Source organism: Halegenticoccus soli (assembly GCF_002844195.1).
Classification (GTDB): Archaea; Halobacteriota; Halobacteria; order Halobacteriales; family Haloferacaceae; genus Halegenticoccus; species Halegenticoccus soli.
In genome coordinates, this window is record NZ_PEND01000005.1 from 90,583 (window position 1) to 103,479 (window position 12,897).

At 63.2% G+C, this 12,897-nt stretch carries 9 protein-coding genes and 1 pseudogene; 6 read left to right on the forward strand and 4 right to left on the reverse strand.

Features of this window, described 5'->3' with window-relative positions:
• Positions 1–517 precede the first annotated feature (517 nt).
• The gene (locus CNO20_RS24385) at positions 518–745 is read left to right on the forward strand and encodes a hypothetical protein (protein WP_101296833.1); all 228 of its coding nucleotides are present in this window, start codon (positions 518–520) and stop codon (positions 743–745) included.
• A gap of 327 nt (positions 746–1,072) precedes the next feature.
• Here CNO20_RS24385 and CNO20_RS14395 read toward each other — a convergent pair whose 3' ends face one another.
• The 3 genes from CNO20_RS14395 to CNO20_RS14405 all read right to left on the reverse strand — a co-directional run bounded on the left by CNO20_RS14395 (position 1,073) and on the right by CNO20_RS14405 (position 5,716).
• Positions 1,073–1,453, reverse strand: coding sequence for a CBS domain-containing protein (locus CNO20_RS14395; protein ID WP_101296834.1), 381 nt, complete (start codon positions 1,451–1,453; stop codon positions 1,073–1,075).
• A gap of 693 nt (positions 1,454–2,146) precedes the next feature.
• Entirely contained in the window at positions 2,147–3,745 is a 1,599-nt protein-coding gene (locus tag CNO20_RS14400) for a BCCT family transporter (RefSeq protein WP_101297156.1), read from the reverse strand.
• A gap of 720 nt (positions 3,746–4,465) precedes the next feature.
• Positions 4,466–5,716: a serine hydroxymethyltransferase gene (locus tag CNO20_RS14405; protein WP_101296835.1), complete on the reverse strand. Its 1,251-nt coding sequence runs from the start codon at positions 5,714–5,716 to the stop codon at positions 4,466–4,468.
• A 136-nt stretch (positions 5,717–5,852) separates the two neighbouring features.
• Here CNO20_RS14405 and CNO20_RS14410 point away from each other — a divergent pair, with 136 nt between their 5' ends.
• Complete coding sequence (locus CNO20_RS14410) at positions 5,853–6,233, forward strand: Rid family detoxifying hydrolase (protein ID WP_101296836.1); 381 nt, start codon at positions 5,853–5,855, stop codon at positions 6,231–6,233.
• 504 nt (positions 6,234–6,737) lie between these two features.
• On the opposite strand, the gene CNO20_RS14415 is transcribed toward CNO20_RS14410, so the two are convergent.
• Positions 6,738–7,715, reverse strand: coding sequence for a formyltetrahydrofolate deformylase (locus CNO20_RS14415; protein WP_101296837.1), 978 nt, complete (start codon positions 7,713–7,715; stop codon positions 6,738–6,740).
• Between the two features lie 390 nt (positions 7,716–8,105).
• Between CNO20_RS14415 and CNO20_RS14420 the strand changes: the two are divergent.
• From CNO20_RS14420 to CNO20_RS14435, 4 genes and pseudogenes are all read left to right on the forward strand, one after another.
• Positions 8,106–9,359 (forward strand): annotated as a pseudogene (locus CNO20_RS14420) (bifunctional folylpolyglutamate synthase/dihydrofolate synthase); the annotation flags it as partial.
• A 297-nt stretch (positions 9,360–9,656) separates the two neighbouring features.
• Entirely contained in the window at positions 9,657–10,319 is a 663-nt protein-coding gene (locus tag CNO20_RS14425; protein ID WP_101296838.1) for a helix-turn-helix domain-containing protein, read from the forward strand.
• Between the two features lie 320 nt (positions 10,320–10,639).
• A complete protein-coding gene (locus tag CNO20_RS14430) occupies positions 10,640–10,855 on the forward strand; it encodes a DdfA family disk-determining factor (protein ID WP_199174854.1) in 216 nt (71 codons plus the stop codon).
• Positions 10,856–10,886: 31 nt separating this feature from the next.
• Positions 10,887–12,830, forward strand: a complete 1,944-nt coding sequence (locus tag CNO20_RS14435; RefSeq protein ID WP_101296839.1) for an aldehyde ferredoxin oxidoreductase family protein — start codon at positions 10,887–10,889, stop codon at positions 12,828–12,830.
• The last annotated feature ends 67 nt before the right edge of the window (positions 12,831–12,897 follow it).

Below are 12,897 nucleotides of genomic sequence, written 5' to 3' on the forward strand. Positions count from 1 at the left end.
TTCATTAGAGTAGCTACATTCGCTAATGTACGACTGAAACGACCATCGTCGCGCGGAGCGAGCCGGTGTTCGAGAATTCCGCGTCCGTGTGGATCCCGTCATTCATGTACAGACATTCAGTACTGTCCTTCACTTTTATCATGTAACGCATTGGCAGACATCCGTTACAAGCAGAGTACGCCCGCTGCCCCGTTTCCCGTCGTCTCTTTCACCGCCGGTGGAAACTCTCCACGCCCCTCGGAGAGTGTACAACTTTTACTGTACGACTCGAACTGTAAGCGCGATTCGAAGTCACGGGTACGTGAACAGCACCGTCCACTACTGTAACGAACGTTGCTCATGTCGATCATGTTCTTCATGTACCAAATGTATCCCCTGCGCGATCGCTGAACGGCGACCGTAGCTGACCAACAGCGCCGGTTCGAGCGTATTCGAGGAGGGATCGATGGCCCGGTTCACAACACTATCCACCGAGAGCGTCAGAACGCTTATTTCCGTGAACGGCTACCGATTCTGTATGCAGTCCGTACATCTCAGACGTGTCCTGAGCCGCGCCCGCTACGCCGCACTCGGGGCCGCTGTTGGCGCGGCCCTCGGGGGCCTGATCAGCAAGAGTGCTGCGAGCTCTGGCGGTGCGATCGGTGGCCTCGTCGGAGCGACATTCGGAGAAACACAAGTTACTGCTCAATCCCGCCTCGAGGGGATAAAAGAGCGCGGACGCGCTCGCGTCGAACAGATAAAATAACCCCTCGGTCCGCGAACTCGGACCGCCGGATCCGCTGGTTTCTGCCGCAGACTACGAGAACCCCTCCCTCACGGAAGAACCCAAGGGACGATTTCATATATTTTCACAAACAAAAAATTAATATACAAATTACGTATATAAACATAAATAATCGTAATAACGACCGATCGCGTTGCCGCATCGGACTCGACAGGTGTCCTCGACCGATACGCTCTCTCGCTGCCACGGTCGTACTGTCGACGGCCTCCGCGAGCGGCGCAGTTAGGCGAGGGATCGAGGGAAACGTCGAGGCGGGGCCCGAACGCGTCCCGACTAACGTCACCGTCGTCAGGAGAGAGCGATCGTGATGTCCATCGAGGAGACCATCCCGACGAAATCCCCGTCCGTATCGACGACCGGCAGGTGTTTGATACCGAAGTTGGTCATCATCGCGGCGGCTTCTTCCAGCATCAGATCCAACGTGATCGTTTCGACCGGCGCCGTCATCACGTCGGCTACGCGGAGTTCCGACGCGTCGCGGCCGTCGGCGACGGCGTCGAGCACGTCGGTACTGGTAATGATTGCCGTCGAGGAACCCGGTACGAGGAGCGCGCTGATGTTGTGCTCCCGCATCGCTCTCGCAGCCTCTTCGACCGTCGCCTTCGCCGAGATCGTTTGCAGAGGAGTCGACATGACCGCTTCGACGCGCGTTCGGTTATCAACGTCCATATGGATCCAACGACGCCCGACGGTTTCTGTCTTTTCCCTCGGGGTGGTCGCTCCTCACCTGAGTCTTGGCCCCCTCCGTCGTCTCCGGCTCGCACGACCCCTCTACTTCAATCCGTGTGTTGGCGCGTGCATCTTCGGTGCGGTGTACGCGTCGGCAACACGACCCCCGTGAGCGCCGCCTTCGACGCCTTCTCGCGCGCCGCGACGGGAGACGATTTCCTCGTACCTGACCGTCATCGCGGACGATACCGCAATGATCGCGTTTTATCGCCTTTTCGCCGTCGTCGCGGTTAGGATTCGACCGGATATTTCGCACGGTACCCGTCGCGCAGCAGTCCTACCGCTATCGAGTACACGCAGAGGAGAACTAAACTGAGCCCGAACGTGATTCCGACTGGCGTGAGCGAACTGACGAACAACGCGCCGACTGAGAGCGTGATTCCGAAGGGCACGATTCGGTTCATACCCGTTCGTGAAGCCGAAACCACATCAAGACCCGGCAGACGGCCGTCTGACGCCTGGTCGCCTGGGCGGTGAATGACCTCGACCGCGCAGAACACGTTGAACGCACCGAAGCTGACTCCCTTCGAAGGCCGGTCACGACCAACTGGAAGGGAGACGGCCGCGGCGTCTATTCCGTTTCGGTCCAGCTAGACCGTCACCCGCCGGGAACGACCGGACGCTTCGTCCGATTCAGTCGTCTTCAGCTCTGGGAACACCCTGCATCGAATCCGTCTGCGAGACGGCGCGCTCCTCGCTAAAGAAGACCGCCTGGATCGTCCTGAACTCCAGGATCATCACCGCGACGGCGATCAGACAGATGACCGCAAACGGACCGCCGGTGATGATCGCCGCCGCCTGCAGCGCGTTTACACCGCCGACCACCATGAGCAGTGAGGCGAGTGCTCCCATGATGGCGCCCCAGACGACGCGGTTGATCGTGGACGGTTGTTCTGTACCACCGGTCGTGAGCATCCCGAGTGCGAGCGTCGAGGAGTCGGCCGACGTCACGAAAAACGTCGTCACGAGTAGTAAGAACAGCGCGGTCACGATCGACCCGAACGGAAGCGCGCCGAGAAGCGGGTAACCGGACCCCGCCTCGCCGTACTGCCCGACGACTCCGAGGATGTTCGCAGCGCCGGTCTTCTGTAGGAAAATGGCGGTCCCTCCCATCGTGGCGAACCACGGAATCGTGATGCCGGTCGACGCGATGACGCCCGTTCCGACGACCTGTCGCACTGTGCGACCGCGCGAGACGCGCGCAATAAACAGGCCGACGAAGGGGGTCCAGGAGAACCACCAGGCCCAGTAAAACACGGTCCACGCGCCGACCCACTCGCCGCCGTTGGTAGTGCCGGTGTACAAACTCATCGTGATGAACTGGTTCGCGTACCGACCGACCGCCTCGGTCCCGATGTTCATAATATACACCGTCGGGCCGGTAACGAACACGAACACGGTGACGAGGGCGAACAGCGCCATGTTGAAGTTCGAGATCCGTCGAATCCCCTTTTCGACGCCGAGCGCGACCGACACCGTGAATGCGATCGTCAGTCCGGTAATCACGAGAATCGTTTCCAGGTCGCCGACAGAGATCCCCGTGGTGTACTCGATTCCCGTCAGGAACTGATTGCCGACGAGACCCAGCGTCGTCGCTATCCCGCCGATGGTCGCGAACACGGCCAGTATGTCGATCACCTTCGCCCAGACGCCGTCGAGGTTGTCTTCTCCGACCAGCGGGAGAATGATCGTCGAAATGCGCAGCGGTGCGCCCCGCCGGTACGCGAAGAACGCGATCGGAATACCCATGATGACGTAGCCCGTCCACGCCGAAATTCCCCAGTGGAAAAAGGTGTACTGGACGGCTCCGATCGCCGCCTCGGTGGTCTGCGGCTGCGCATCGAACAGCGACGGAACGGTGTCATAGTGGAAAATCGCCTCCGCGGGGCCCCAGAACACGATGCCGGCGGCTATCGCCGCCGAGTAAAGCATCGCGAAGTACTCCAGAAAACCGAACTTCGGCTCCTCGTCCGGTTCGCCGAGCTTGATGTTCCCCCACGGCCCGAATACGAGGAACAGCGCGAACACCACGAGACCAAACATCGACAGGAGGTACAACCACCCGAAGTTACTCCAGATAAAAGCGTTCACCTCGTTCAACCGCTTTGCGGCCGACGCCGGCCTGAAAACGAACGCGGTAATCGCGCACAGCGTCGCCGCGACTCCGACGCCGAATACGATCGGATCGAGCTCGTCAACGAATCGTCGTACCATTCCGCCGTCTTCGCTCATACGAAGGTCGCCCCCCGTCTCGTCGTATCCCGTCGCGGCGCCGAGAGCGAGCGACGCGGGCATTCGGCTTCAGCGGTTCGTCGTACGCCCGCCGATCGTCGCCCCGATCGCCCTCTGAACGGGGCCGAAAGGAGCTTCGACGCCAGTGGTCCGGCACGATACGCTGTCGACGGCGGAATCCGAGGCTCTGCTACCGTTCGTGGGAGATCCATCTTGTTCGCCTCTGTACGGACATCATCGATGTGAATTATATATGTTGCCGTTTGCTATCCATTAGCGTGGCAGAAATAAACAGAGTGTGGTGATGAGAAGGGTGATCAAACTACGAGAGCTGCCGCCCGAGAGCTCGACGGTGGCGGACAACGCCGCCCGGTTGAACGGGAAACGGGCTTTTCGCCTGCCTCCCGTGCACGTTTGATCGCCCTGTAATCGGGCTGTAGTCGCCACCGCCGACTGTCCGCTGAATCCCCGTGGACGGGCGACCGGCGCCGGCCCCCTTTCTCTACCGGTCGAGGGCCGCCGTGCGCTCGCCTCTCAATTCGGACTCCGCGTGTCGTCGCAGTGACTACTTGTGTCCGCCGCGCGACCGCGGTGGGCGTTCAACCACAACGTGACAGTAATAGGAGTGTATTTGCTTCGGCGGAGGTCCCCCTCCTCGCCCGCGAAAGAAACGAGGGGGGAACGCGGTCGCGGGCGAGCGCCGGGGCGGTCTCGAACGCGCTACCCGTAGATCGGGAACCTCTCACAGAGTTCGTCGACCTGCGAGGCAACACGATCGCCGACGACGTCGTCGTCGGGGTTATCGAGTACGTCGACGACGAGTTCAGCGACGGTGTCCATCTCCGCTTCTCCGAAGCCGCGCGTCGTGAGCGCGGGCGTTCCGACGCGGATACCGCTCGTGACCATCGGCGACCGGGTTTCGCCGGGCACGGTGTTCTTGTTGACGACGATTCCCACGTCGCTCAGCAGCGATTCAGCCCGTTTGCCGGTGAGGTCCGGGTGCGACTCACGCAGGTCGACGAGCAGGAGATGTTTGTCGGTTCCGCCGCTGACGGGCGAAAGCCCCCGCTCGTCGAACGCCTCTGCGAGCCTCTTCGCGTTCGCGATGACCTGTTCGGCGTACGCCGCGAACTCGTCGGTCTGGGCTTCCGCGAACCCGACGGCCTTGCCCGCGATGTTGTGCATCAGCGGCCCCCCCTGCGCGCCGGGGAACACCGCGGAGTCGACGTCGTCGGCGTGCTCCTCGTCGCACATGATCAGCCCGCCGCGGCCCGCGCGAATCGTCTTGTGGGTGCTCCCGGTGACGAAGTCCGCGTGGTCGACCGGCGACGTGTGAACGTCTGCCGCGATGAGCCCCGTGACGTGGGCGATGTCCGCGAGGTGGTACGCGTCGACCTCGTCGGCGATTTCGCGGATGCGCTCGTAGTCGAACTCCCGTGGGTACGCTGAGGATCCGCTCACGACGAGATCCGGCTCGACCTCTCGGGCTCGCCTCGCGAGGTCGTCGTAGTCGACGTAGCCGGTCTCCGGATCGACCTCGTACTGCTCGACGTCGTAGAGTTGCCCGGAGAAGTTGACGCTGTGGCCGTGCGAGAGGTGACCGCCGTGCGAGAGCGAGAGCGAGAGGATGCGGTCGCCGGGTTCGAGAACCGCGAAGTAGACGCCCATGTTGGCCTGCGTCCCGCTGTGCGGCTGGACGTTGGCGTGATCGGCGCCGAAGAGGTCTTTCGCGCGTTCGACGGCGACCTCCTCCACGGTGTCGACGTGCTGGCACCCCCCGTAGTACCGCCCGCCGGGATACCCTTCCGCGTACTTGTTCGTCAGGACGCTCCCCTGTGCCTCGAGAACCGCTTTCGAGACGTGATTCTCCGAAGCGATCATTCCGAGCGTCGATTCCTGCCGATCGCGTTCGCGGCGGACGGCCTCGGACACGCTCGGAGCTATCTGGTCGAGTGGCTGGTCGAACGCCATGCTTCGAGTTGTGGACGATCGGGGGTAAGTATCTTGCGCGCGGTCACGCAACCACGAACGGTACGCTGAATTACGTGATGTGGAGCGGCGATCGCCGAAACCTGGATTTAAGTCGGCCTCCGCTGTACGCCCGGTCGTGAAACGCACTCTCAGCACCGACGACGCGCCCGCCGCGGTCGGCGCGTACAGCCAGGCGACGACGAACGGCTCCGTCCTCGTGACCGCGGGACAGCTCCCGCTCACGGCCGACGGCGACCTCCTGGCCGATGCGTCCGTCGGCGAGCAAACGAGGCAGTGTCTGCAAAACGTCGAGGCGATTCTCGAGTCGGAGGGGCTGTCGATGGCCGACGTGCTCAAGACGACCGTGTTTCTCGACGACATCGACGATTTCGAGGAGTTCAACGAGGTGTACGGCGAATTCTTCGACGACGAGCCGCCCGCCCGCAGCGCGGTCGAAGTCGGCAAGGTTCCGAAGGGCGCGGCGATCGAGATCGAAGCGATAGCGGCCAACGAGTAGCGGCCGTCCCTCGCTCGTACCGACCTTCAATCCGCTCGAACGACCGTTCGGGCGATTCGAGTGATTCGAGTAATTCGAGTGATTCGGGCGATTCGAACGGTTCGGGCGGAAAATACGGTTCCGGACCGCCAACCGGCGCTCACGGCGAGACTCCCTTCGCCCCCCTACCGCGTCGAAAGCGACGAGGTGGACCGACCGCTCTCACACGTACAGTGACGTTATTTTCGGACGGAAAGTGAAAACTCGATCAGTGATCACCCCTCCGCGGGCGGTTCCGCGGCGCAGATCCGCCACGCGGAAGTGAAGGACCCTGAGCCGGGGGAACGTCGTCGCGGCAGCGATCAACGACTGTCCGTGCGCCCGCCTCGGTGACGCCCCGAGCGGGTCGATGGAAGCGCCAGAGTATTGCTTCCCATCGGACGGCCGCGTCGTGCGGGAGGCGCGATCACCTCCCGCTGATCCGTGAACGGCGCTCCGGGTACGAGCCCGGGACGGTGTCGCGAGTCAGTCGTCCGCAACGGCCGTTCCGTCCCGTTCGTCGGCGACGAACTCCCCGCGGCTGTCGATCGGGCGACTCGGGTTCAGCTGGTCCAGTTCGCCGGGAGCGCCGAGCTGCGCGTCGACCTCTCCCGAATTATCGAGCGTCGTGCGACCGCGTTGCACGGCGATGGCGTCGTCGAGGTGGAGCTGCACCGCCTCCAGGAGGGCTTCGGCTTCGAGCGGCTGGCCGCGGGCCTTGATCTCGTCGACGCTCGCGTCGTCGGGGACGTTGAACGCCCGCTGGGCGATGATCGGCCCCTGGTCGAGGTCCGTCGTCACGTAGTGGGCGGTGACGCCCGCGATCCGGACGCCCTCCTCCTTGGCCTGCCGGTACGCCGCCGCCCCCGGGAACGCCGGCAGCAGGCTCGGGTGGACGTTGATGATGCGGCTCTCGTAGCGGAAGACGACCTCCGGCGAGAGAATGCGGATGTAGCGGGCCAGCACGACGAGGTCGACGTCGTATTCGGCGAGCAGGTCGAGCAGCTCCTCCTCGTCGGGGTTGCCGTTCTCGTCACCGATGTCGTGGAACGGAACGTCGCGCGCCGCCGCGAGCGGCCGTAAGTCGTCGTGGTTGCCGATGACGACATCGATGTCCGCCCCGAGTTCGCCGCTGTCCCGGGCATCGAGCAGCGCTTCGAGGCAGTGGCTCTCCTTGGTGACGAGCACGGCGACGGACTGGTTCTCACAGTCGGAGGGGAACAGAACCTGCACGTCGACGCCGAATTCGTCCCCGAGTTCGTGGAGTTCCTCCCGAAGCGTTACGCGAGTGATCTCGGCCTCGGACGCGTCGACGCGCATGGTCATCCGGAACGTCTCGTCCCGAACGGCTTGATCGAGGTCCACGATGTCGATGCCGCGCTCGAACAGGAGGGACGTAATGTCGGCGATGAGCCCCGAGTCATCGTCGCCGACGACGGTTATCTCCGTCAGTTCGCGGGTCATACCCGCCGCCCCCGAGCACCGATCGCCTTCGTCCCTGTCCGCCGTCGGTGTCGTCCGACGGGCTTCTTGCGTACGCGCACCGGTCGGTCGTCCGTCGACACTGACGGCTCGATCTCTCTCAGTGACATCCGGTTCGGCACTTCCCGTTCGCCGGTATTGAACCTTGTTTCTCCTGAAACCCAGGAGATACGATGTGATTGCCGATCGCAATTCGCGTCAGCGAAACGACGGTATGAAAATCGGTGTGGCTACGCCCGCTCCCGAAGGTATTCGACGACGGCGGACGGATCTCCGTCGAGACCACCGCCTCGAGCGAAGGTCGCACCGTTCCCCGTCGCGCGTTTGAACGTCGACGACACATTAATGGAGTCGCCGAACGGGACGGCTGGCATGCAGTACCACGAATCGATCGAGTATCTGGAGTCGTTGCAACGTCGCCGCCCCGAACTCGGAACGGCGACGACGGCCGAATTGCTCCGCCACCTCGGCCGTCCGCAGGACGAGCTCGACTGCGTCCAGATCGCGGGCTCGAACGGGAAGGGGAGCACGGCGCGGATGCTCGAATGCGTCCTTCGGAACGCGGGACTCGCTGTCGGCCTCTACACGTCGCCTGATCTGAACGATCCGCGCGAGCGGATCCGGGTGAACGGCCGGAAAATCCCGAAGGCGCGCGTCGGGGCGTTCGTCGAAGAGATCGACGGCTGTATCGAACGCCTGCGCGACGAAGAGAACTCGCCGACGTACTTCGAGGTTCTCACGGCCCTGGCGCTCCACCACTTCAGCGTCGAACGCGTCGACGTCGCGGTCCTCGAAGTCGGCATCGGCGGCCGGTACGACGCGACCAGTGTCGTCGATCCGATCGCTAGCGCCGTGACGAGCGTCTCCCTCGAGCACACCGACATTCTCGGCGACACGGTCGAAGAGATCGCCCGCGACAAGGCGCAGGTTGCCCCGTCCGGAGCGCCGCTCGTGACCGGCGCGACCGGCGCGGCGCTCGAGGCGATCCGAACGGAAACGGACGTGATCACCGTGGGGAGCGACGACGCCGACGTGATCACCCGCGAGCACGGGCTGGCCTCCCGCGTCGAGAGCGACGTCTCGATAACGGCGCCCCAGTGGGCGATCGAGACGAACCTGCCACTCCTCGGCCAGCACCAGGCGACGAACGCCGGCATCGCCGCGACGCTGGCCCGACAGATCGAGACCGTGGAACCGGAGACGATCGCGGAGGGGCTCCGGAACGCACACTGGCCGGGCCGGTTCGAGATCACGTCGACGGACCCGCTCGTCGTTCTCGACGGCGCGCACAACCCCGGAGCCTGCGCGGCGCTCGCTCCGCTCGTCGATCGGTACGAGTTCGACGACCTCCACCTCGTGTTCGGCGCGGTGAAGGAGAAAGACCATCGGCGGATGGCGACGGAACTCCCTCCGGCCGATTCGGTCTACCTCTGCGAACCGAACGTCGCCCGCGCCGAAAGCGTCGATGCGCTCGCGAAGGCGTTCGACGGTCACGCACCGACGCTCGTCCGGACCGCTTCTGTCCTCGAGGCCACGGAACGGGCGCTGACGGCGGCAGATCCGGGCGACTTCGTCCTCGTCACCGGTTCGCTCTACGTCGTCGCGGAAGCCCGCGATCGGTGGACGCACTCCTGATTTCGAAGCGACCGGATACGCCGACGCGAACGAAGCGCTGACGTCGTTAGCGTGCGCGACGTGCCGGAAAACGCCTTCTCGTTGCCGTGCAGGCACGCGGCTACTAGTATACCCGTGCGCAATTCACACTCGTTTGACAATACTCTTATGGTCCTTCCCGAAGCCCGTAGTGGTATGACTATCGAATCGCCCGAACCGTGTTCGTCCACGATCAAAGACGCTCGCGTGATTCGCCGGATCCGGGATCCGAGGGACGGATAACCGGCCGAAAGAGAATCGAGAACAGACATGTCTCTCACAGTGAAAATCTACATAGAGCACGACCAACTCGCCTTACTTCCCACGTTACGGAAATCGGACGACGCCACTATCGAAGTCATCACCCAGGCCAACACCGATCCGGACTCGAACGTCTTTCCATTTCTGATCAGACACGACGACCGCCGGGAACTCGAAACCCACCTCGACGAGGATCCGACCGTCGACAGCTACGAACTCGTGGACGAGAGCGGCGACACGTACATCTACTACATCGAGCACTCGGATCGAACGAAACTACTGAGCCCCGCGGTGACTAGCGTTAACGGATTGATGTTGCGGGCGGAGACCAGAAGCGGCGGGTGGTTCGTGCAGTTACAGCTCCCCGATCGCGAGGCTCTCAACGCGGTGTGGGAGTACGCGAAGAGGCACGGTATCCACTTCGACATAACGGAGGTCTACGGAAACATCGGGGACGTCTCTGACATCTCGTACGGACTGACCGAGGAACAGGAAGAGGCGTTGAAGGTGGCTTACAGAAGCGGCTACTTCAGCGAACCCCGCGAAATGGCCCTCAGCGACGTCGCCGACGAGATCGGCGTGTCTTCGACCGCGATGAGTGGCCGCCTGCGGCGGGGGATGCGGAACTTGATCTCCGCAGCGCTGATGGAGGACGAGGACGTCGACTCATAGGGAGTATCGGTGGAGTTCACAGATTCTCGACGAAGAACCGAGAGACGCCACCGGGGGACGGGCTTCGAAACCGCCGGCTGACTACGATATTCCCTCTACCTCCAGCTCGCACGAGGTGCGGATCGTTCCGGAAGTACGCGGGGCTGCTGTCGGCGGTGTCGTCCGCGAATTCCCCACCCAGGATATTTAAAAGTGAGGCATATTCCTCATCAAACACCATGTGGGTGACCGGTGATGGTCGTCACATGAGTAGCGCTTTAGATTCAGCATCCAACCGAACGACTCACCACCTTCACCACGAATGGGCTGGGGAGGGATGGGTGAGCGACCGGATCGTCGAGGCGATTGCGGACTACGAAGGCGAGAGTCCGCGGAACCTTCCACCGCTGAGCGACAGTATCAATCCCGAAGCGCTGGACACCGCGTTCGAGTCCGACAACGGAAGCGCCCCCAGTGCGGGGTGTATCACCTTCTCGTACTACGGCTACACCGTACTCGTCCAGAGCACCGGGCAGATCCTCATCAGGAAAAACTGACCGACGGACAATCAACTCACACAGTGAAACTATGACAGAACTCGGCGGCTTCCAGAATCACGTCGCGCGGATCGATCTCGGGGACGGAGACGTAGCGTACGAGGGCATCGACGACGAGGACGCGAAGAAGTACATCGGCGCGCGCGGCCTCGGGGTGAAGTACGTCTTCGAGCAGGGGCCGGACGTCGACCCGCTGGGGCCCGATAACCTACTGGCGTTCATGAACGGCCCGCTCACCGGCACGCAGGTGGTGATGAGCGGTCGGATCGCCGTCTGCACGAAATCACCCCTCACGGGGACCGTCACCGACTCCCACCACGGTGGCTGGAGCGGCGCGCGGCTCAAGTGGGCCGGCTTCGACGGCCTGCTCTTCGAGGGGCGAGCCGAAGACCCCGTCTACGCGTACGTCGAGGACGGCGAAGTCGAACTCCGCGACGCCTCGCACGTGTGGGGGAAGGGCGTTCACGAAACCTGCGACGCCATCGAAGAGGAGGTCGACGGCGCGTACGGCAAGAACCTCTCGATCATGGCGATCGGCCCCGCCGGCGAGAACGAAGTCCGGTACGCGTGTATCATGAACGAGGACGACCGGGCGTCGGGCCGCGGTGGCACCGGCTGCGTGATGGGCAACAAGCGGCTGAAAGCCGTCGTCGTCAAGTCCGGGACGAAGATGCCGAAGCCCGAGGATCAGGAGACGTTCCGAGAGGGCCACCAGCAGGCGATGCAGGCGATCACCGAATCTGATGTCACCGCGCCGAACGAGGGCGGCCTCTCGATGTACGGGACGAACGTCCTCATGAACATCACGGAGGAGATGGACGGCCACCCGACCAAAAACGGCCGGTACACCTCCGCGATCTCGTACAACGACAACGAGGAGGACCGTCCGAAGGACCTGGACGCGGAGAAGATCAGCGGCGAGAACGTCCGCGAGAACATCCTCGTCGACGAGCCGACGTGTCACTCCTGCCCGGTCGCCTGCAAGAAGGAGGTCGAGGTGTCGGCGATGCACAAGGGCGAGGAGATGAACGTCCGGATGGAGTCGTTCGAGTACGAGTCCGCCTGGGCGCTGGGGACGAACTCCGCCAACGACGACCGAGACAGGATCGCCGTGATGATCGATCGCTGCAACGACGTTGGCGTCGACACGATCGAGATGGGGAACATCATGGCGATGGCGATGGACGCCACCGAGAAGGGGTATCTCGACGACCTGGACGACGGGCTGGAGTGGGGCGACAGCGAGACGATGATCGAGATGATAGAGCGCGTCGCCCACCGGGAGGACAAGCTGGCGGATTTGCTCGCGGAGGGCCAAAAGCGCGTGGCGGAGGAGATCGACGCCCACGACTGCCGTCTCGACGTCAAAGGCCAGGCTATCGCCGCCTACGATCCGCGCTGTATGAAGGGGATGGGGATCGGCTACGCCACGTCGAACCGCGGCGCCTGCCATCTCCGCGGATACACGCCCGCGGCCGAGATTCTGGGGATCCCTGAGAAGGTCGATCCCTACGAGTACGAGGGCAAGGGTGAACTCACCGCCCAGTTCCAGGACCTCCACGCTATCTCGGACAGCTTCGACATCTGCAAGTTCAACGCCTTCGCGGAGGGAATCGAGGAGTACGTCCTCCAGTTCAACGGCATGACCGGGCTGGACTACGGCGAGGAGGATCTGCTCGAGTGCGGCGAGCGCATCTACAACCTCGAACGCTACTACAACAACCTCGCCGGCTTCGACGGCGACGACGATTCCCTGCCCGAGGTGTTCCTCGAAGAGGGCGGCACGCCCGGCCAGGGTGCCAGCGAGGGGGAGTACTGCGAACTCGAGGAGATGAAGGCGGAGTACTACGAGCACCGCGGCTGGGTCGACGGCGTCGTTCCCGACGAAAAACTCGCGGAACTGGAGATCGACATCGGCCCCGGGACGGGCGTCAGCACCGGCGAGGGCGGCGCGGCGGTTCCGTCCGACGACTGATCGGGATCGGCTCTTCCGACGCACTCAGTTACGCTGACGCGCCCGTTACCGGCCAGCAGTGCCATCA

Excerpts from the sequence above, each read along its gene's own strand:
- CNO20_RS24385 (WP_101296833.1), top strand. The coding sequence starts at position 518 with ATGCAGTCCGTACATCTCAGACGTGTCCTGAGCCGCGCCCGCTACGCC.
- CNO20_RS14395 (WP_101296834.1), bottom strand. The coding sequence starts at position 1,453 with ATGGACGTTGATAACCGAACGCGCGTCGAAGCGGTCATGTCGACTCCT.
- CNO20_RS14400 (WP_101297156.1), bottom strand. The coding sequence starts at position 3,745 with ATGAGCGAAGACGGCGGAATGGTACGACGATTCGTTGACGAGCTCGAT.
- CNO20_RS14405 (WP_101296835.1), bottom strand. The coding sequence starts at position 5,716 with ATGGCGTTCGACCAGCCACTCGACCAGATAGCTCCGAGCGTGTCCGAG.
- CNO20_RS14415 (WP_101296837.1), bottom strand. The coding sequence starts at position 7,715 with ATGACCCGCGAACTGACGGAGATAACCGTCGTCGGCGACGATGACTCG.
- CNO20_RS14425 (WP_101296838.1), top strand. The coding sequence starts at position 9,657 with ATGTCTCTCACAGTGAAAATCTACATAGAGCACGACCAACTCGCCTTA.
- CNO20_RS14435 (WP_101296839.1), top strand. The coding sequence starts at position 10,887 with ATGACAGAACTCGGCGGCTTCCAGAATCACGTCGCGCGGATCGATCTC.